We start from the raw sequence: 19,645 nt of genomic DNA, 5'->3' as shown, positions 1-19,645 counted from the left end.
GCCGGCTTGGCAGGCGCTGGTTTCACCGGCTCGGTCTTGGCGACCTGATTGCCGCCAAGCCCAAGCATTTTGCCAAAGGCATCCTTGTTCAGCCAGATTCCGTAGCCACCGCCGGCTACGACCAGAAGAGCGACGACGGCCGCGATCAGCCCACCATAGCTGCGCTTGCGCTCGGCGGGACGCAGGCGCTGGAAGGTGTCCGACACCGGCTCTTCGTCGCTGGAAAAGACATCTGCCTCGTCCTCCGCCTCGTCGGCATCCATACCTGGAAGAGGCGTTTCGGCGCGAGCCGGCTGGGAAGGCGCCGGCGTCGCCCTTTGCCAGCTCGGCTCGACCTTGGCGGCAGGTGGTGGCGCGGGCTGATAAGATTCAGGCTTTGCAGCGGGCGGTGCGGGCCAGGCCGATTCAGCCTTGGCCGGCTGCCGTGTATGGCTCGGCTGATTCTTGTTGCGATCGATCGACGAAAAGATGTGTTCCAGCTCCGCCAGCGGATCGGTCTCCGGCAGGCTCTTGGCATAGTCCCGCTCGACACTCGCGATCGCGTCTTCCAGCGAACGCATCTGCGTGGCTATGGCTTCGGCGGCCGGCGGCGGCGAATATTCCTCAAGCTTCTTCACCAGCATGGTGCGAACGCTGGCATAGATGCGCGTACGCTTTTCCGGCGTCTCGTCGCCATGCTTGCCGAGCGCCTTTTTCAGAATAGCAACGTAATCTGCCATGCTTCAGTCGACCTGTATTTTGTTTCCGCGCCGGCCCCCGCAAATCGGCCGCGATGCCCGGAAAGGCTTCAGAAACTAGTCTTGAAACGGATCGGTCACAAGTATCGTGTCGTCCCGTTCCGGGCTGGTGGAAAGGAGTGCGACCGGGGCGCCGATCAGCTCTTCGATGTAGCGGACGTATTTGACGGCCTGGGCCGGCAGATCGTTCCAGCTGCGCGCGCCGGCAGTGGTGCCTTTCCAGCCCTCGAGCGTCTCGTAGACAGGTTCGACACGTGCCTGCGCGCCCTGGCTGGCCGGCAGATAATCGATCATCTCGCCGTCGAGACGATAACCCGTGCAGACCTTGATCTCGTCCAGCCCGTCAAGCACGTCGAGCTTGGTCAGCGCGATTCCCTTGATGCCGTTGACAGCGACGGCCTGGCGTACCAGCACCGCGTCGAACCAGCCGCAGCGGCGCTTGCGGCCGGTGACGACGCCGAATTCATGGCCGCGCGTGCCGAGGAATTCGCCGACTTCGTTCTTCTGCTCGGTCGGGAACGGACCCTCGCCGACGCGTGTCGTATAGGCTTTGGTGATGCCGAGCACATAGCCGATGGCGCCTGGGCCGACGCCGGAGCCGGCGGCAGCCTGTCCGGCAACCGTGTTCGACGAGGTCACGAACGGATAGGTGCCGTGGTCTATGTCAAGCAGCGTGCCCTGCGCGCCCTCGAACAGGATACGCTCGCCAGCCCGGCGCTTGTCGTCGAGGATCTTCCAGACCCGGTCCATATAGGGCAGGATGTCGTCGGCGACCGAGGTCAATTCCTGCATGATCGCGTCATGCGTGACTTCCGCATGGCCAAGCCCCCGACGCAGCGCATTGTGGTGCGTCAGCAGCCTGTCAACCTTCACGGGCAGTGTTTCCAAATCCGCCAAGTCCATCACCCTGACCGCGCGCCGGCCCACCTTGTCCTCGTAGGCGGGGCCGATGCCACGACGGGTCGTGCCAATCTTCGTCCCGGAATTGGATGCGGCGTCCTCACGGAATCCGTCCAGCTCCCGATGCAGGGACAGGATAAGCGCTGTGTTTTCGGCTATTTTCAGGCGATCCGGTGCGACTTCGACACCTTGCGCCTTGAGCTTGGCCACCTCGGCGACGAAAGCATGCGGGTCGAACACGACGCCATTGCCGATGATGGATAGCTTGCCCTGGCGCACGACGCCCGACGGAAGCAACGACAGCTTGTAAACCTTGCCGTCGACGACCAGCGTATGGCCGGCATTGTGGCCGCCCTGGAAACGCACCACGACATCGGCCCGCTCCGACAGCCAGTCGACGATCTTGCCCTTGCCTTCGTCACCCCACTGCGAGCCGACGACCACCACATTGGCCATGTTTCTTTTCCCTTGAGACGCCGCCAAGCGGCTTGAATATGGTTCGAAACGACAGGCCTCTATAACGTCAAGACCTCGCGAGCGCGACCTTTCTTTGCCGTCGAAAATGCCCTGAGGCACAACAATTTTCGGCTTTGACATCATTTACTTGGGCGAGCGAGGGCAATAGGCCGGCAAACACCGCAGCTCCGGCGACTGGAATCCCGCGATGCATCGAAGCGCCTACATATTCCTGCTGCTCACCACCTTGCTCTGGGGTGGAAATTCGGTGGCCGGCAAGCTGGCGGTCGATCACGTCTCGCCGATGACGCTGGTCTTTCTGCGCTGGGTGCTGGCCGTGGCGATCATGCTGCCCATCGGCTGGAAGACCATCCAGAAGGACTGGCCGGTCGTCCGCAAGCACTGGTTCGTGCTGGTCGCCCTCGGCGCCAGCGGCTTCACCCTGTTCAACACCATCTTCTACACGGCGCTCAACTACACGACAGCAATCAATGTCTCGATCGAACAGGCGGCGATGCCGATCCTGATCATGACTGCCAATTTCGTCTTCTTCCGCCTGCGTGTGAACTGGGCGCAGATTGTCGGCGTCGTGCTGACCATCGCCGGCGTGATCCTCACCGCCTGCCATGGCGACCCGCGCCGGCTGTTGACGCTGGAACTCAATTTCGGCGATGCCATCATGCTGGTCGCCGTGTTTCTCTACAGCGGCTATTCGGTCGGGCTGCGGCTGAAGCCGGTCATGCACTGGCAGAGCCTGATGCTGGCCCTGTCGGTTGCGGCACTCGTCACTTCGCTGCCGTTCTTCCTGTGGGAGGTCGTCGCCGGCAAGGTCATCATGCCCGATGCGCGCGGCTGGACCGTCATCGTCTATACGGCGATCGGCGCCTCCGTCGTTTCGCAGATCTTCTACATCAGAGGCAACGAACTGATCGGCGCCAACCGCGCCGGCCTGTTCATCAATCTGGTGCCGATCTTCGGCACGCTGCTGTCGGTGCTGATCGTCGGCGAGACGTTCCACCTCTATCAGGCACTGGCTTTGGTGCTCGTGCTGGGCGGCATCGGGCTTGCCGAATACAGCGGGCGCAAGATGGCGGTGGCGGACCACCGCAGATGACATGTGGCGGCTGACGCTCTCCCCGTTGCAGCGATTCACGCGAACAGCATGGATCTAGCCAATGGCCCGGAAACAGCGGCATAAACCCTGCCGCGTCCTCACTTGGAACATTTCACCTCCAGCGGAGTTTGAACGGCAGGGAGGCGACATGATGAGCCCCAACCCTCGCAGCACGGCAAGCATTGCCGGTCACCCTATCCATCCCATGCTGATTCCGTTTCCGATTGCCTTTTTTGTCGGCACCTTCGTTTGCGATCTTATCTTCTGGCGAACAGCCGATCCCGGATGGGTCACCGGGTCGCTTTGGCTTCTCGGCGCAGGCCTGATCATGGCAGCCCTGGCTGCGCTTGCTGGCCTGACGGATGTTCTCGGCGATGTTCAGATCCGCAATCTCACAACGGCATGGCTCCATGCCGGCGGCAATGTACTCGTCGTGTTGATCGAGCTTTACAACTGGTACTCGCGGTATGCCGGCGGAGCGGCGGCCGTGATGCCAACCGGCATCGTCCTATCGATGATCGTGGTTCTCATCCTGCTGTTTACGGGCTGGAAGGGCTGGGAACTGGTCTACCGACATCGCGTGGCTGTCTCCGATGGCTCGGACGAGTTGACCTGAACCGGCCGCCGCGGCGGCCGGCATCAACGAGGGGTCCGCGACCGCCTGCCCTCGATCACATCGCGTTGACATCGAACTGCAGCCGCTTGGCCGAGTCGATCGACTTATGCGCCTTGACCTTTTCCAGCACGGCCTCCGGGAACGGGGCGTCGAGATAGAGCAGCGCTATGGCATCGCCGCCCGGCCGGTTGCGGCCGAGCTGGAAGTTGGCGATGTTGACGCCGTTCTCGCCGCAGACGGTGCCGAGCAGGCCAATGATGCCCGGCGCGTCCGCATTGGTGGTGTAGAGCATGTGCTGGCCGACCTCGGCATCGAGGTTGATGCCCTTGATCTGGATAAAGCGTGGCTTGCCATCCGAGAAGCATGTGCCGGCGATCGAGCGCGTCATGTGCTCGGTCTTCACCGTAAGCTTGATGTAGCCGTCGAACACGCCCGATTTGTCGCGCTTGACCTCGGCGACGATGATGCCGCGCTCCTTCACCATGATCGGCGCCGACACCATGTTGACGTCGGAGACCTGAGGCCGGATCAGCCCGGCGAGTGCGGCGCTGATCAGCGCGCGCGTATTCATCGTCGCGGTCGAGCCGTCGAACAGGATCTCGACCTCCTTGATCGGGTCTTCGGTGACCTGGCCAACGAAGGCGCCGAGCACTTCGGCGAGCTTGACGAAGGGCTTCAGCCGCGGTGCTTCCTCGGCGGTGATCGACGGCATGTTGATGGCGTTGGAGACGGCGCCCTTGATCAGATAGTCGGCCATCTGCTCGGCAACCTGCAGCGCGACATTCTCCTGGGCCTCAGTCGTCGAGGCGCCGAGATGCGGCGTCGCCACCACATTCTCCATGCCGAACAGTTCGTTGTTTTCGGCCGGTTCGACCTCGAAGACGTCGACGCCGGCGCCTGCCACCTTGCCGCTCTTCAGCGCCGCGATCAGGTCGGCCTCGACGATCAGACCGCCGCGTGCGCAATTGATGATGCGCACGCCCTTCTTCATCTTGGCGATCGCCGCGGCATCGATGATGTTGCGCGTCTTGTCGGTCAGCGGCGTGTGCAGGGTGATGAAATCGGCGCGGGCGAACAGTTCGTCGAGTTCGACCTTGTCGACGCCAAGCTCCTCGGCACGGCTGTCCGACAGGAACGGATCGAAGGCGATGACGTGCATCTTGAGGCCAACGCCGCGCGTCGCGACGATCGAACCGATGTTGCCACAGCCGATGACGCCCAGCGTCTTGCCGGTGATCTCGACGCCCATGAATCGGTTCTTTTCCCATTTGCCGGCATGGGTCGAAGCGTTGGCTTCCGGTATCTGGCGGGCAAGCGCGAAGATCATTGCCACCGCATGTTCGGCTGTCGTGATCGAATTGCCGAACGGCGTGTTCATCACGATGATGCCCTTGCGGCTTGCCGCCGGGATATCGACATTGTCGACGCCGATGCCGGCACGGCCGATGACTTTGAGATTGGTAGCGGCGTTGATCAGTTTTTCGGTGACCTTGGTCGCCGAGCGGATGGCGAGGCCATCATACTGGCCGATCACTTCGGCGAGCTTTTCCTTGTCCTTGCCGAGATCGGGCAGATAGTCGACCTCGACGCCACGATCCTTGAATATCTGCACGGCGGTGGGGGAGAGTTTGTCTGAGACGAGAACGCGGGGCGCCATGGCGGCCTCCTTGAAATGGATTTGATCCTGATGGGAATGGGCGACCCGAAGGCCGCCGCGAATGATCTCAGGCCGCCGCTTTGAGCGACGCCTTCTGCGCGGCGAAGGCCCAGTCGAGCCAGGGCAGCAGCGCCTCGAGATCCGACGTCTCGACCGTCGCGCCGCACCAGATGCGCAGGCCGGGCGGTGCGTCGCGATAGGCACCGATATCGTAGGCGACGCCTTCCTTGTCGAGCACCGACACCAGCCCCTTGGCGAAAGCCGCCTGCCCCTCGGCGTCGAGCGCGGACACGTCCGGATCGGTGAAGGACAGGCAGACGGACGTGTTCGACCGTGTCGCCGGCTGGACGGCGAGATGACCGAGCCAGGAGGATTTGCCGACAAAGCGATCGAGGACGGCCGCATTGGCATCCGCCCTGGCGATCAGGGCGTCGAGGCCGCCGGTCGACTTCGCCCAGTTGAGCGCATCGAGGTAATCCTCGACGCACAGCATCGAGGGGGTGTTGATGGTCTCGCCCTTGAAGATGCCTTCGATCAGCTTGCCGCCCGAGGTCAGGCGGAAGATTTTCGGCAGCGGCCATGAAGGCTTGTAGGTCTCCAGCCGCTCGACGGCGCGAGGCGACAGGATCAGCATGCCGTGAGCGCCCTCGCCGCCCAGCACCTTCTGCCAGGAGAACGTGACGACATCGAGCTTTTCGAAGTCGAGCCTCTGCGCGAATGCGGCGGAAGTCGCATCGCAGACGGTCAGGCCCTTGCGGTCCGCGGGAATGAAATCGCCGTTCGGCACGCGCACGCCCGACGTGGTGCCGTTCCAGGTGAAGACCACATCGCGGTCGAAATCGATCTTGGTGAGATCAGGCAGTTCGCCGTAGCCGGCTTCGATCTTGCGCACGTCGGCGAGCTTCAACTGCTTGACCACGTCGGTGACCCAGCCGGAGCCAAAGCTCTCCCAGGCGACCATGTCGACGCCGCGCTCGCCAAGCAGCGACCACAGCGCCATCTCGACCGCGCCGGTGTCCGACGCCGGCACGATGCCGATGCGGTAACCCGCCGGGACCTGGAGAATTTCCCGCGTCAGCTCGATCGCCTGTTCGAGCTTGGTCTTGCCGATCTTGGCGCGATGGGAACGGCCGAGCGCGGCAGCCTTCAGCGCCTCGACCGACCAGCCGGGACGTTTTGCACAGGGACCTGAGGAAAAATTGGGGTTTGCCGGACGGAGTCCGGGCTTCGCATGCGTCGTCATCGTGGTCTATCCTTCCAGATAGTGGCCCCTCGTTGGGGAGGGGTGGCCCACGGACGGCGATATGCGTTCAGACTTCGGGCGTCAAGAGGAAAGTTTTTGTCGCTGCCGGGATACCGGCGATCCCTGATCAGGATGTCGTGACTTCAGACGCAAACGGCGGACCCCGAAAGATCCGCCGTCTGCGTTTTCGTGCATGCCGTACCTACTACCAAAGATCGTAGCGCAGCCCAAGCTTGACCTGATGATTGCTGATCCCCTTGAGGATCGGATAGGAATCTAGGCTCTCGGCGGCTACATATTCGGCGTCCGGGGCGGAGAAATACTGATAGCCCAGGTCGACGGAAACGTTCTTCGATACCTGATAGGCGAGGCCCGCATTCAGCGTGTAGGCCAGCGAGTACTGGGTCTTGCTGTCACTTACAGCAAAATCGTCCGTGTCGTCGCCATTGTCGGTGAAATAGCTTGCCGACAGGGTGCGCTTGCTGCGGACGATGCCGATACCGGCGCCGAGATAGGGTGTGATGCCGACATAGGTGCCAAGATCGACATAGCCGTTGAGTATGCCCGACAAGGCGTAGTTCTTAAGGGATGCCGACGCCACGGTCGGCTCTGCGGCAGTCGCTGAATCGTCATAGCCGACGCCGATCTCGTTGCCGGGCAGATAGCCGAGATTGAAGTCGGCGCGCAGATAGTCGTTGAAATGGTAGCCGAAGCCGATGCTGGCAAAGATCGGATCTTCCTTGTCGCTGAAGGCTGCGGTTTCGGTGGCGAAATCATGATTGTCGAAGCTCTTCTGCGCCAGATAGGAGACGTCGCCGCGCAGATACCAGCCGGAACCGACCTCGACCGGGACGTAGTCAGGCGCCTGGTCGACATAGATCGGCGGATCGTAGTCGGCCGCGTGCACCGGCGTCAGCGGCAGGAAGGCCAGTGCACCGAGCGCCAGCGCCATACGCGATGTAAGTTTCATGGTCCCCGACTCCCGAATTTGGCGCAGCCCGCAATCGCAGCGGCAGCCATCGTTTCAAGGAGCATTGTTAACCATAGTGGTTAAGTGCCGGTTAAGGCTAACAGAGCGTTAGCGAATTCATTTCCCCTGTCGATTCCAGGCGGCCCAACGAAAAACCGCCCGGCTGAGGCCGGGCGGTTTGTGAAGAATGCAAGTAATGTAGATGCTGTTACTTGGTGTAGATCGGCTCGGGTTCGGGCTGGTAGGCCACGACCGGCGCGGCGCAACCGTTGCTGCCACCGAACTGGTAGCGCAGGCCACCGCGCACTTCGTGCGTGTTGATGCCACGATCGAAGCCGGGACCGGAGCTGGTGATGTTCCAGTCGAACATGCGGCCGCCCTGAATATGGGAGAAGCGGTAGCCGGCATCGAGAATGATCTTGTCGGTCAGGCAGTACGAAGCGCCGGCCATCAGACCGTAGGCGAAACGCCAGCTTGATCTGCCGGGATTGAACTCGGTGGTGTTCGGGTCGTAGACATCATCCCACTTGACGCGGGCGCCGCCGATGCCGGCGCCAACGTAAGGCGTGATGCCATGGTAGGTGCCGAGATCGACATAGGCGTTGGCAAGCAGCAGCAGGGCGCTCATCTTCGATACTTCGGTCGAAGTACCGTTGATGTCCGAGGTGCCGCCGTTGAAGTTCGACTTGAACCAATAGTCGGCCGTCAGGTCGGTCCGGAAGTGGTCGTTGATCTTGTAACCAACGCCGGCACCGAGCGAGAAACCGCCCTTGAGCTTGCCGAAATCGAAACTTCTGGTGCCGGGCGTGACCGTACAGTTACAGGGATCGACGGTGTAGGTCATATAGTCGATGCCGCGCACGGTCGACTTGTGATAATCGATATCGCCGCGGATATACCAGCCGCCGACCTCGACCGGCTGCTCGTAGATGGCCTGAGGCGGAGCCTCTTCGACCATCGGTTCCGGCAGGTCGGCCGCGAACAACGGCCCTGCCAGGCCTGCGAACAGGAAGGCGAGCAGGGCCTTTCTTGCTGTCTTGAACATGCTTGTCACCCCTGAGAAGCTCGGAACGGCGAACCCGCCCGAAATGCGATTGGCTTTCAGTCGTGGATAATGAATTGCAAAGGTTAAAAGGCGTTTAACCCTGTTGCTTAACCACGAATCTCGAAACTTCTAGGGATCGGCGCGAGATTTACGGACACCGAACAAAGTGGCGGCTGACAAGAAAAAGCCCGCCGAGAGGCGGGCCTTGGACCGGTTAAAGGAGCACGGCGCCTGGTTGTCCGATCCACGTCCTGCTGGACGCGCTGGGATCAAGCGGCGCTGCGCGTTTCCGAGATGATGTCCACTATGCCATTGACCACGGACTCGACCAATTGCGGGTCGTCGCCTTCGGCCATCACGCGGATCAGCGGCTCTGTCCCTGATGGCCGGATAACCAGCCGTCCGGTCTTGCCGAGGCGGTTGCGGGCGTCTTCGATGGCGGCCTTGACCGGCGCCTCCTCAAGCGGCTTGCCGCCGGAAATGTGGACGTTCTTCAGGAGTTGCGGCACGGGTTCGAATTTCTTCGACAGTTCGCTGACCGGCCGCCCCTGCCGCTTGATGCAGGCGAGCACCTGCAGCGCCGAGACCAGGCCGTCGCCGGTCGTCGAAAAGTCGGACAGCACGATATGACCCGACTGTTCGCCGCCGACATTCAAGCCATGCGCACGCATATGCTCGACGACATAACGGTCGCCGACCTTGGTGCGGTGCAATTGCAGCTTCATGTCGCCGAGGAAGCGTTCGAGGCCCAGATTGGACATCACGGTTGAGACGACACCACCGCCGGCAAGCCGCCCGCTCTGGTGCCAGGATTCGGCGATCAGCGCCATGATCTGGTCACCATCGACGATCGCGCCGTTTTCATCGACGATAACGACACGATCGGCGTCGCCGTCGAGCGCGATGCCGATGTCGGCGCGCACTTCGTGCACCTTCTTTTGCAGGCCGGCCGGATGGGTCGAGCCGCATTCCTTGTTGATGTTGAAGCCGTTGGGCTCGACATTGATGGCGACGACTTCGGCGCCCAGTTCCCACAGCGCCTCGGGCGCCACCTTGTAGGCCGCGCCATTGGCGCAATCGACAACGATCCTCAAGCCGGCGAGCGACATCGAGCGCGGCAAGGTGCGCTTGGCGAATTCGATGTAGCGGTCATGCACCCCGTCGACGCGCTTGGCGCGGCCAAGCCCGTCGGAATCGGCGAGCGCCAGTTCGATATCCTTGTCGAGCATGCTCTCGATGCGCTCCTCGATTTCGTCGGAGAGCTTGTAGCCGTCGGGTCCGAACAGCTTGATGCCGTTGTCGTAATAGGGGTTGTGCGAGGCCGAGATCATGACGCCGATATCGGCGCGCAGCGAACGCACCAGCATGGCGACAGCCGGCGTCGGGATCGGGCCGAGCAGGAACACGTCCATGCCGGCGGCACAAAGACCGGCGACCATGGCATTCTCGATCATATAGCCGGAAAGCCTGGTGTCCTTGCCGAGCACGACACGATGTCGATGGCTGCCGCGCTGGAAGGAAAGGCCGGCGGCCATGCCGACCCGCATAGCGATTTCAGCCGTCATCGGAAACTTGTTGGCGCGTCCGCGAATGCCGTCCGTGCCGAAATAATTCCCTGCCATGCTAGTCAGCTTCCTCGACGTTTCTTCCCCGGCACGTCATGCCACAATTGGCCAGGGCGCTATGATCACATTGTGTGATTATACGTTACCAATCCTTAGAAAACCATTGTTGTGCACTGCACACACGTGGCCGCAACCTGACATGCCCAGACTGCCATGTTGCAATATACAAGTCATGCGAGCCTTTCAGCGCGGATGCACCAGGAAAATCTTGCTCTGAACCAGACAACGGACAACGATTTCATCACCTTATCGGGAGAAACCGGTTTTCGGCGATATATACGCCACTTAGCATCTGGCGCAACCGCCCGTTGAGCGATATTGATCTGCAGGGACGTATCATGGGCTGCTGCAACGGAGAAACGCTATGCTCATCCACCGACTTGCCACTTTGACCGGCCTCGCCGTCGCGACCTTGTTCCTGGCCGCGCCAGCCAACGCACTGACGATGGCCGAGTGCAGCACGAAATACAACGCCGCCAAGGATGCGGGGACACTCGCCGGCGCGACCTGGAACCAGTTCCGCAAGGCTCAGTGCGGCACCGACGCCGCCGCGACGACCGACGCAAAGCCGGCCGATACCACGAAGGCTGCCGAGACGAAGCCGGCCAAGGCGGCCAAGGCTGCCGCCGCTGCGGACGACAGCACGGCCAAGGGCCTGACGGCGAAGGAATGCAGCACCAAATACCAGGCGGCGAAGGCTGCCGGCACGCTGAACGGCATGAAGTGGAACGACTTCCGCAAGTCCGAATGCGCCGCCGGTGCATCCGCCGCTGCCGCCGCCAAGCCGGCAACCACCAAGGCTGCCGCGGCCCCCGCCGACGGCAAGGGTCTGAGCATGGCCGAATGCAGCACCAAGTATCAGGCCGCCAAGACGGCCAACACGCTGAAGGGCATGAAGTGGAACGACTTCCGCAAGACCGAATGCGGCGCCGGCGCATCGGATGACGACACGGTGCCGGCCGCCGACGAGGCCAGCTACACCAAGGAGCCGGCGAAGCCGACGACGGCTGCGCCCAAGGGCGTCAAGTTCCCGTCCGCGATCTCGGCGAAATATGCCAGCGAGACCCCCGGAAAGGGCCGCATGCACACCTGCCTCGACCAGTACTATGTCCTCAAGGACGCCAACGCGCTCGGCGGCCTGAAGTGGATCCAGAAGGGCGGCGGCTTCTACAGCCTGTGCAATGCCAAGCTGAAGGGCTGATCGCTTAGCCATAGTCTCCAAACAAAGGCCCGCGCATCGCAAGATGCGCGGGCCTTTTTTGTTGCGCGAAGACGCACGCTGCCTTGCTCGCATCTGCATGTCGCCGGGCTGCTGGCATCATCAATTCGCCTACACTGCCCACCGCCAAGCTCATCGGTAGTCCGTAAAGATTCTGGTTGAACATATAGAGAACAAACCATATACAAAAAGACGTCAAACTTATTATCAACCAGGAGGGTCTTATGCACGGTTTGAAATTGGCGGTATTGGCTGCGACCGCATTTGTCGCTTGGAGCGTCGCCCCCGCAAGCGCACTGACGATGAAGGAATGCGGCGAGACCTATCGAACAGCCAAGGAAGGCGGCACTCTGAACGGCATGGACTGGACGGCTTTTCGCAAGGAGAAGTGCGCGACATCAGCAGCGGACAGTGTCAGCGAGGATACGGTCAAAACCGAGCCGCAGACGAAAAAGGAAACCAGCGCGGCGGTCGCCCCCACTGTAGCGCCCGCGGGCGTGACATTCCCGACCACGCTGGCCGGCGAGTTCAAGACCGAAAAGCCCGCGAAGGCGCGCATGAAGACCTGTCTGCAGGGCTACCATGGCAACAAGGACGCGGGCACGTTGAACGGCCTTCGCTGGATCCAGAAGGGCGGCGGTTATTACAGCCTGTGCAATGCCAAGCTGAAGAGCTGAGCGACAAGGCATCTGAAGAAGAGAAGGCCTGCGAACCGCAGGGTTCGCGGGCCTTTTTGTTGCCTTCGAGGGCACGCCAGCGGCGACGTTGCCAATCTCCCCCCTTGCGGGGGGAGATTGGCTATCACCTAGGCTTTCGCCAATCGTCACCGTCGCAGATGCGAGGTCGCGGACAACTCCTCCTCAACGCCAAAAACAAAAAACGCCGCGGAGTAAGCCGCGGCGTTCGATGAAATCAGTGGTCAAGCTCAACTCGACGGCTGCGGTTCCATACCGCCTTCGGGCTCAGGACCCTTCTTTCGCCGGCCGCCGGACTTCGGCACGGCCGAGCCACGGCTCGGCGGCGTATCGTCGCCGAGGTCGCGCGCGGGCTTGTGGCCGGCGATCAACTGCTTGATCTCCTCGCCGGACAGCGTCTCGTATTCCAGCAGGCCCTGCGCCAGCGCGATCCATTCCTTCTTCTTCTTGGTCAGGATGGACTTCGCCGACGAATAGGCCTCGTCGATCAGGCGGCGCACTTCGGCATCGATGATCTGCGCCGTTTCTTCCGAGACGTTCTGCGTGCGGGCCACGGAATGCCCAAGGAACACTTCTTCCTGGTTGTCGCCATAGGCGACATGGCCGAGCTTGTCGGAAAAGCCCCAGCGCGTGACCATGGCGCGGGCCAGCTTGGTCGCCTGCTCGATATCCGAAGAGGCTCCGGAGGTGATGTTCTCCTTGCCGAACTTGAACTCCTCGGCGACGCGGCCGCCCATCATGATGGCGAGACGCGAGATCATGTATTTGTAGCTCATCGAATAGCGGTCGCCTTCGGGCAACTGCATGACCATGCCGAGCGCGCGACCGCGTGGAATGATCGTGGCCTTGTGCAGCGGATCGGCCGATGGCACGTTGAGCGCGAGAATGGCGTGGCCGGCCTCATGGTAGGCGGTCAGCTCCTTCTCGGCCTGGGTCATGGCCGACGAGCGGCGCTCGGCGCCCATCATGATTTTGTCCTTGGCGTCCTCGAATTCGGCCATGGTGACGAGGCGCTTGTTGCGCCGTGCCGCCATCAGCGCGGATTCGTTGACGAGGTTCATCAGGTCGGCGCCGGAAAAGCCCGGCGTACCGCGCGCGATCACCTTGAGGTCGACATTGGGCGCCAGCGGCACATTGCGCACATGCACCTTGAGGATCTTCTCGCGGCCGACGATGTCGGGGTTCGGCACCACGACCTGGCGGTCGAAGCGGCCTGGCCTGAGCAGGGCGGGGTCAAGCACGTCGGGCCGGTTGGTGGCGGCGATCAGGATGATGCTTTCGTTGGATTCGAAGCCGTCCATCTCGACCAGCAGCTGGTTCAGCGTCTGCTCGCGTTCGTCGTTGCCACCGCCGAGGCCGGCGCCGCGATGACGGCCGACAGCGTCGATTTCGTCGATGAAGATGATGCAGGGTGCGTTTTTCTTGGCCTGGTCGAACATATCGCGGACGCGGCTTGCACCAACGCCTACGAACATCTCGACGAAGTCAGAACCGGAAATGGTGAAGAACGGCACATTGGCTTCGCCGGCAACCGAGCGGGCGAGCAGCGTCTTGCCGGTTCCCGGAGGGCCGACGAGCAGCACGCCGCGCGGGATCTTGCCGCCGAGCCGCTGGAATTTCTGCGGATCGCGCAGGAACTCGACGATCTCTTCCAGATCTTCCTTGGCTTCGTCGACGCCGGCAACGTCCTGGAAGGTGACGCGGCCATGCGCTTCGGTGAGCAACTTGGCCTTCGACTTGCCAAAGCCCATCGCGCGGCCGGAGCCAGACTGCATCTGGCGCATGAAGAATATCCAGACGCCGAGGATTAGGATCATCGGCAGCCAAGAGATCAAATAGCCGAACAGCGAATTGGAACCGTCTGTTTCAGGCCGCGCATTGATGGTGACGTTCTTGTCCTGCAGCCGCGAGACCAGCGAAGGATCGCCGGGCGAATAGGTCTGGAAGCCGCTGGCATTGTCGGTGTAGGTGCCGCTGATGCGGGCGCCCGCGATGGTTACCGTCTTGACCCGGCCCGCCGCGACATCCTGCAGGAACTGCGAATAAGGCACATCGCTGGAAGCCCCTCGCGTCTGCGGCGTCTGGAACAGATTGAACAGGGCTATGAGCAGGACCGCTATGATCGCCCAGAGCGCGAGGTTGCGATAGTTCGGATTCATCAATTGTCCCGTTGGCGTCCGCGGGGCGGACACGCGTCATAAGAGGAAACTTGCGCCTAACATAGGGAGAGCACCTCCCCTTGCCAAGCATAACAGCACGTCTGGGTTAAGCTTTCGCGCAACCATCAGCCGGCACTATGGCCGCTGAAAGGCAAGGGGGGGACCGGGGCCGCGCCAATCAGCCCGGCGACGGCCTGCGCCGGCGCCAGGTCGAACGAAGGCAGGAAGCGGGCAAAGGGGGTAACGACCGGCCGCACTTCCATCATCGCAGACTTCAGTCCATATCCAGGCAAACCAAGGCATTCCCCGACGTGCCACAACGCCGGTTCGGCCGCGAGCGCGGCGCGCATCAGGCTCGGCGGGGCTTTTCCTTGGCCCGTCGCCAGCCGCTTCGCCGCTGCCATGCCTAGCGGGGCAATCAACAATGCGCTGCTGCTGTCGTTCAATGTGATGCGCCGGCGGCCATCCCACAGGGTGCTGCCAGTAAGGGTTGCGGCGGCGGGTAGGCCGCGCGCCTCGCGGCGCAGGAAGATGCCGGAGCGCCGGGAATCGACAACCGTCCGCGACAATGTGGCGCAAAGAAATCCAGCCCTCAGCCGACCGAACAGAGCCTCGCTGCGGGCCTGATCCGGCAAGAAGGCAATTCCGCCGGTCATGGCCAGCAGGATACGCAACGCATAGACGGCCGCTCGCTCGTCGCCTGTGTTCAGCAAGAGCGGATCAAGACGAATGAGCCCGCAGGACAGCCTGGTCGCGAAATCGCCGATCAAACTTGCGGCGGCGAGGCCGAGTTGACTGCGCGCGCGGCCCTCATGCGCGGCCAGCGCCAGTGCATCGTCGATGCGCTGCGCACCGTTGCTGTCGGCAAGGGCGGCCCGCACACGCGGCCGCTCGAAGGCCGCGTCGATATTGGTGGGGTCGTCGGCCCAGCCGACATTCTCACGCCGCAGGACGTCGCGCAGCGCCTCGCGCCGCAACCCGAGAAGCGGCCGAACGATCCACTCGCGCCAGTCATACAAGGTGGCCGGCGCCATGCCGGCAAGTCCCCGGCCTGCCATTTCGGCATGGCCTTGGCCCCCGTCCCGCGCCAATCCTTCTTCGCGCGCTTGCCGCATCAGCACCGTCTCTGCCTGGTCATCGGCGGTATGGCCGGTGAGGATCAGGCCGATGCCTTCGGCTTGTGCCGCCTCGGCCAGCAGCCGGTAGCGCGCCTCGCGAGCAGCCGCGGGCAGGCCGGTCGATGGCTTGGGGCCCGACCATGTCAGGATGCGGTGTGAAATTCCGAGTCTGGCGCACAGCTTCGCCACTGTTTGCGCTTCCGCAGCCGAACCGGACCGCAAACCGTGGTCGATCGTCACCGCAAGCAGCCTGGTTGCCGGCGCCGTGCAGTCGAGATGGTGCTTGAGAAGAAGGAGCAGGGCGGTCGAGTCGCTGCCGCCGGACACGGCCGCAACAGCGCCGCTGGTAAAATCGATATGCGAAAAAGGGTTAGTCGAAAGGTCCGGCTCGTTGTCGAGCATAATGCATGTCGCCCAAAAGTGATCCCGGTTTCAGGACAACGACATGTAGGACAAGGATCAGCAGGCAGCCAGAGCCTTCTCCTGCTTGACGCGTTCCTTGAGCGCACTGGAAATATCGGGGTAGCGCTTGCCGACCTCGCTGAAGGTGGCGCAGGCAACGTCATGCTGCTTGAGGCCGACCAGCGACACGCCGAGCTTCAGCAACATGTCGGGAGCTTTCTTGGCCTTGGGGTAGTCCTTGCTGGCGGCAAGGAACGTCTCGGCCGCGTCGCGATATTTCTGCTGGCCGAGCAATGACTCGCCCAGCCAGTAATGCGCGTCCGCCGCCTTCGCATCCTTGGGGAAGCGGGCGATGTGATCGCGAAAACCTTGCTCGGCGGTGCCGTAGTCGCCCGAGAGGATGAACTGGTAGGAGTTGCGGTAAAGCTCTTCCGGGTTGTTGGTGGCGGGCAACGCCGCGACCACCGTATCGGATTTTCCGGCCTTGGGCGCCGCCCCGGCGACTGGCGCGGTGTCCTGCGCCGGCGCGGTCGATTGCGTGTTGCCGCCGGCATCGATCACATTGCCGTTCTTGTCGACGGTGATGGTGCCGAAATTCTTTTCCGGCGCTCCCGTACCCGGAATAACCTTGCCGGGGTCGCCGTCGGGAGATTCGACGATGACGTCCTCGACCGTCTTGCCGCCTGCCGATTGATCGTTGGCGGGCGCGGCGCCGGCATCGGCCGGCGCCCGTATTGCCGGGGCCGCCGCCACATCGTTGTCGGTGCCGGTGGTGGCGTCCGATTTCTTCTGCGCCGGCGGCTGCCCGCCTTGCGTGCCGCCGCCTTCCAGCTGCTGGAAGCGGAATTCATTGTCTTCCTGCTGCTTGCGGATCTGCTCCTGCATCTGCAGGACCTGGAAATTGAGTTCCTCGATCTTGCCGTTCATCTGCCGCAGCTGCTCTTCCAGGCTGGTGACAGCGGCAGGATCGGATTGCACCAGCTGAACCTGGTCTGGTTTCTTCTTTTGACCGAAAAGGCTGGGCAATTCGATACTGGGAAGATGGAAGGTAAAGCCGCTGTCGGTTGATTGCCCCGTGCCGCTCGCCCCGGTGCCGCTGGCCAGGGCGGTGACGCCTGATAGGAGCAGCAGCGCAAGCGTGCCGCTCAGAACCGATCTCAAATGCATGTGCCTCTCGCAGTGATTTCGTTAGCTTGTTCGCGCCTTCCAATCAGCATGGGACCAGCCAAGCGCCCTCGGCTCATAGCAGGAGCCGAGACTTCGGCCAAATTTTGTTTCGGGCATCCGGATGTGAAAAAGGCGGCCCCCAAGGCCGCCTTTCGCACAGGTATGTTGCATTTTTACCGCTAGACGGCCGCCGTTCTTGACGCGCCGGTCGGCTGCATGATGCTTCAGGAGCCAGCGCCGCTAAGCGTGGTGACCGCGCGGCGGTTCTGCGACCAGCAGGAGATGTCGTCGCACACCGCGACCGGACGTTCCTTGCCGTAGGAAATGGTCTTGAGACGGCTGGCCGAAACGCCCTTGGCAACGAGGAAGTCGCGGGTGGCGGCGGCGCGGCGGGCGCCGAGCGCCAAATTGTATTCACGTGTGCCGCGTTCGTCGGCATGGCCTTCGACGACGATGGCATACTGCTTGTACTGGTTCAGCCACTGCGCCTGGCGCGAGAGCGTCGTCTGCGCGTCGGCACGGATCGAGGTCGAGTCCGTATCGAAGAAGATGCGGTCGCCAATGTTGACGGTGAAGTCCTGCGCCGATCCGGGCGTCGCCGCGCCGGCGCCGTTAAGGCCAAGATCCTGAGCGCTGTTCGGCGTCTTCTTCGAGGCGCAACCTGCGATGGCGAGCATCGCCACCAGCGCGATCATGACCGGGTTTCTGGTAAGTGCTGCAATACGGCCCATGCCGCCTCTCCTTCGTATTTCGAGTGATCTAATTTGAGTGATTTCGTTGATCACCCAGTAACCACGTTTGGGTTAACCGGCATTCAAGAAACACGGTTAATTTTGCTTTAAGCTGCCCGTCCGCAGCCCGTTGGCCTGAAGCCACATTTCACGCGGACCCTAGGCGTAAATACGGCCAAAACGCGACAAAGAGATGGAAATGAGGAATTGAAGAGTTGGGGAATTGAGGAACTGAAGAGAGAATTCACTTCAGCTTTTCTCTCAGATTGATCAGCATGCCGTAGATATGGGCATAGGATCGCAGCCAATCGTCGTGTTGTGCCTGGCTGATGTATCCAAGGTCGAAGGCATAGGAAATCCACGTCTCCACCTCGCTGCATGACCCCATTGCCATCGAAATGAACCGCGCGAATTCGGGTTTGGAGTGAGTCTGCTTGGCAAATCCCTCAGCCAAATTGGCGCAGATTCCTTTGCTGGAGCGACGCAACTGATCAGCCAGTGCGTATTGCTCCATTTTCGGGAAAGCGAGCTTTATGGACGTCAAGAGAAACCACATAAGCGCGCTTATATACCTCTAGATCCTTCGCGCGATTAATGTAGCCGCCCGCCTTCTCCATTCTTCAGTTCTTCAATTCCCCAGTTCCTCAATTCCTCTATTCAAGCAGCGGCGACCAGGCCGGGTCGGAAGCGAAGTTCGCCGTCGGGATCGATTGCTCGTTGCGTCCGGTCAGATCGACCGAAATCAGTTTGGGCCCACCGGCGGAATCGCGGAAGAACATCAGCACGCGGCCATTCGGCGCCCAGGTCGGCCCCTCCTGCTGGAAGCCGGAGGACAGGATGCGCTCGCCCGAGCCGTCGGTCTTCATGACGCCGATCTGGAATTCGCCGCCGGTCTGCTTGGTGAAAGCGATAAGGTCGCCGCGCGGCGACCAGACTGGTGTCGAATAGACGCCGTCGCCGAAGGAGATGCGGGTCTGGCCCGAGCCGTCGGCGCCCATCACGTAGATCTGCGCGCGGCCGCCACGGTCGGAGGTGAACACCACCTTGCTGCCGTCGGGCGAATAAGACGGCGAGGTGTCGATGGCGGTCGAGTTGGTCAGCCTCGTCGTCGAGCGGCTGCGCAGGTCCATGGCGAAGATGTTGGAATTGCCGTCGTCGCGCAGCAGGCTCATGATCACCTTCTGGCCGTCGGGCGAAAAGCGCGGCGCAAAAGTCATGCCGGGGAAATTGCCGACCAGTTCGCGCTGCCCCGTTTCGATCTGCAGCAGGTAGACCCGCGGCTGGCCGCTTTCATAGGACATGTAGGTGATTTCCTGCCGGTTCGGCGAGAAACGCGGCGTCAGCACGATCGACCTGCCGTCCGAGAGATAGCGCACATTGGCGCCGTCCTGGTCCATGATCGCGAGGCGCTTCTTGCGCGCATTCTTGGCGCCGGATTCGTCGATGAAGACGACGCGGGTGTCGAAATAGCCTTTTTCGCCGGTCAGCCGCTCATAGATGGCGTCGGCGATGATGTGGGCGACACGCCGCTGATTGGCGTCGTTGGCGAAGAACTGCTCGCCGGCCATCTGCTGGCCGGCAAAAGTATCCCCACAACCGGTACTGGGCGCGGATGCGGCCGTCGGCTTCCTTGCTGACGCTGCCGGTGACCAGCGCCTGCGCGTTGATCACCTTCCAGTCGTCGAAGCGCGGTGCTGCATCGGGGTTGGTGATCTTCTCGATAAAGGCGCTCTTGTCGATCGGCGCGAACAGACCCGAACGCTTCAAATCGGCGGTGACGATCTGCGAAAT

The 19,645-nt window shown here is 62.1% G+C and carries 15 protein-coding genes and 2 pseudogenes; 4 read left to right on the top strand and 13 right to left on the bottom strand.

The window, feature by feature from the left end; all coding sequences use genetic code 11:
• A pseudogene (locus EOB80_RS34760) lies at positions 1-719 on the bottom strand (hypothetical protein); the annotation flags it as partial.
• 75 nt (positions 720-794) lie between these two features.
• Entirely contained in the window at positions 795-2,093 is a 1,299-nt protein-coding gene (locus tag EOB80_RS11165; RefSeq protein WP_127267133.1) for an adenylosuccinate synthase, read from the bottom strand.
• A 208-nt stretch (positions 2,094-2,301) separates the two neighbouring features.
• On the opposite strand from EOB80_RS11165, the gene EOB80_RS11160 reads away from it, so the two are divergent.
• Together EOB80_RS11160 and EOB80_RS11155 are read left to right on the top strand one after the other, a co-directional pair.
• On the top strand, positions 2,302-3,207 hold the full coding sequence (locus EOB80_RS11160) for a DMT family transporter (protein WP_127267134.1): 906 nt from the start codon (positions 2,302-2,304) through the stop codon (positions 3,205-3,207).
• Positions 3,208-3,358: 151 nt separating this feature from the next.
• Positions 3,359-3,823, top strand: a complete 465-nt coding sequence (locus tag EOB80_RS11155) for a DUF2231 domain-containing protein (protein WP_127327665.1) — start codon at positions 3,359-3,361, stop codon at positions 3,821-3,823.
• Positions 3,824-3,878: 55 nt separating this feature from the next.
• Here the strand turns inward: EOB80_RS11155 and serA are convergent, their stop codons facing one another.
• From serA to glmM, 5 genes are all read right to left on the bottom strand, one after another.
• Positions 3,879-5,480, bottom strand: a complete 1,602-nt coding sequence (gene serA, locus EOB80_RS11150; RefSeq protein ID WP_023811867.1) for a phosphoglycerate dehydrogenase — start codon at positions 5,478-5,480, stop codon at positions 3,879-3,881.
• Positions 5,481-5,547: 67 nt separating this feature from the next.
• Positions 5,548-6,723 (bottom strand): phosphoserine transaminase, encoded by a 1,176-nt coding sequence (locus EOB80_RS11145; protein WP_127327636.1) that lies wholly within the window; start codon positions 6,721-6,723, stop codon positions 5,548-5,550.
• A gap of 205 nt (positions 6,724-6,928) precedes the next feature.
• On the bottom strand, positions 6,929-7,693 hold the full coding sequence (locus EOB80_RS11140) for an outer membrane protein (protein WP_127327635.1): 765 nt from the start codon (positions 7,691-7,693) through the stop codon (positions 6,929-6,931).
• Positions 7,694-7,901: 208 nt separating this feature from the next.
• A complete protein-coding gene (locus tag EOB80_RS11135) occupies positions 7,902-8,738 on the bottom strand; it encodes an outer membrane protein (protein ID WP_127267138.1) in 837 nt (278 codons plus the stop codon).
• Positions 8,739-9,007: 269 nt separating this feature from the next.
• Positions 9,008-10,360, bottom strand: a complete 1,353-nt coding sequence (gene glmM, locus EOB80_RS11130; protein ID WP_127267139.1) for a phosphoglucosamine mutase — start codon at positions 10,358-10,360, stop codon at positions 9,008-9,010.
• Positions 10,361-10,727: 367 nt separating this feature from the next.
• Between glmM and EOB80_RS11125 the strand changes: the two genes are divergently transcribed.
• A complete protein-coding gene (locus EOB80_RS11125; RefSeq protein ID WP_127327634.1) occupies positions 10,728-11,564 on the top strand; it encodes a hypothetical protein in 837 nt (278 codons plus the stop codon).
• A 242-nt stretch (positions 11,565-11,806) separates the two neighbouring features.
• A complete protein-coding gene (locus EOB80_RS11120) occupies positions 11,807-12,259 on the top strand; it encodes a hypothetical protein (RefSeq protein WP_127267141.1) in 453 nt (150 codons plus the stop codon).
• Between the two features lie 248 nt (positions 12,260-12,507).
• Here EOB80_RS11120 and ftsH read toward each other — a convergent pair whose 3' ends face one another.
• The 6 genes and pseudogenes from ftsH to tolB all read right to left on the bottom strand — a co-directional run.
• Complete coding sequence (gene ftsH, locus EOB80_RS11115; RefSeq protein ID WP_023811859.1) at positions 12,508-14,436, bottom strand: ATP-dependent zinc metalloprotease FtsH; 1,929 nt, start codon at positions 14,434-14,436, stop codon at positions 12,508-12,510.
• A gap of 125 nt (positions 14,437-14,561) precedes the next feature.
• Positions 14,562-15,956, bottom strand: a complete 1,395-nt coding sequence (gene tilS, locus EOB80_RS11110) for a tRNA lysidine(34) synthetase TilS (RefSeq protein ID WP_127327633.1) — start codon at positions 15,954-15,956, stop codon at positions 14,562-14,564.
• A gap of 57 nt (positions 15,957-16,013) precedes the next feature.
• Positions 16,014-17,123, bottom strand: a complete 1,110-nt coding sequence (gene ybgF / locus EOB80_RS11105) for a tol-pal system protein YbgF (protein ID WP_127327632.1) — start codon at positions 17,121-17,123, stop codon at positions 16,014-16,016.
• A gap of 224 nt (positions 17,124-17,347) precedes the next feature.
• A complete protein-coding gene (pal, locus tag EOB80_RS11100) occupies positions 17,348-17,854 on the bottom strand; it encodes a peptidoglycan-associated lipoprotein Pal (RefSeq protein ID WP_023811856.1) in 507 nt (168 codons plus the stop codon).
• A 244-nt stretch (positions 17,855-18,098) separates the two neighbouring features.
• Positions 18,099-18,398: a four helix bundle protein gene (locus EOB80_RS11095; protein WP_245466330.1), complete on the bottom strand. Its 300-nt coding sequence runs from the start codon at positions 18,396-18,398 to the stop codon at positions 18,099-18,101.
• 109 nt (positions 18,399-18,507) lie between these two features.
• A pseudogene (gene tolB / locus EOB80_RS11090) lies at positions 18,508-19,645 on the bottom strand (Tol-Pal system beta propeller repeat protein TolB); the annotation flags it as partial.

It is taken from the genome of Mesorhizobium sp. M7A.F.Ca.MR.245.00.0.0 (assembly GCF_003997415.1).
Classification (GTDB): domain Bacteria; phylum Pseudomonadota; class Alphaproteobacteria; order Rhizobiales; family Rhizobiaceae; genus Mesorhizobium.
Note: the sequence above shows the minus strand (reverse complement) of the source record. Positions and strands in the feature narration are given on the sequence as shown.

Coding starts and splice junctions, on each gene's coding strand:
- EOB80_RS11140 (WP_127327635.1), bottom strand. CDS start 7,693: ATGAAACTTACATCGCGTATGGCGCTGGCGCTCGGTGCACTGGCCTTC.
- EOB80_RS11165 (WP_127267133.1), bottom strand. CDS start 2,093: ATGGCCAATGTGGTGGTCGTCGGCTCGCAGTGGGGTGACGAAGGCAAG.
- EOB80_RS11160 (WP_127267134.1), top strand. CDS start 2,302: ATGCATCGAAGCGCCTACATATTCCTGCTGCTCACCACCTTGCTCTGG.
- EOB80_RS11135 (WP_127267138.1), bottom strand. CDS start 8,738: ATGTTCAAGACAGCAAGAAAGGCCCTGCTCGCCTTCCTGTTCGCAGGC.
- pal (WP_023811856.1), bottom strand. CDS start 17,854: ATGGGCCGTATTGCAGCACTTACCAGAAACCCGGTCATGATCGCGCTG.
- glmM (WP_127267139.1), bottom strand. CDS start 10,360: ATGGCAGGGAATTATTTCGGCACGGACGGCATTCGCGGACGCGCCAAC.
- EOB80_RS11145 (WP_127327636.1), bottom strand. CDS start 6,723: ATGACGACGCATGCGAAGCCCGGACTCCGTCCGGCAAACCCCAATTTT.
- EOB80_RS11155 (WP_127327665.1), top strand. CDS start 3,359: ATGAGCCCCAACCCTCGCAGCACGGCAAGCATTGCCGGTCACCCTATC.
- serA (WP_023811867.1), bottom strand. CDS start 5,480: ATGGCGCCCCGCGTTCTCGTCTCAGACAAACTCTCCCCCACCGCCGTG.
- EOB80_RS11125 (WP_127327634.1), top strand. CDS start 10,728: ATGCTCATCCACCGACTTGCCACTTTGACCGGCCTCGCCGTCGCGACC.
- EOB80_RS11120 (WP_127267141.1), top strand. CDS start 11,807: ATGCACGGTTTGAAATTGGCGGTATTGGCTGCGACCGCATTTGTCGCT.
- tilS (WP_127327633.1), bottom strand. CDS start 15,956: ATGCTCGACAACGAGCCGGACCTTTCGACTAACCCTTTTTCGCATATC.
- ybgF (WP_127327632.1), bottom strand. CDS start 17,123: ATGCATTTGAGATCGGTTCTGAGCGGCACGCTTGCGCTGCTGCTCCTA.
- ftsH (WP_023811859.1), bottom strand. CDS start 14,436: ATGAATCCGAACTATCGCAACCTCGCGCTCTGGGCGATCATAGCGGTC.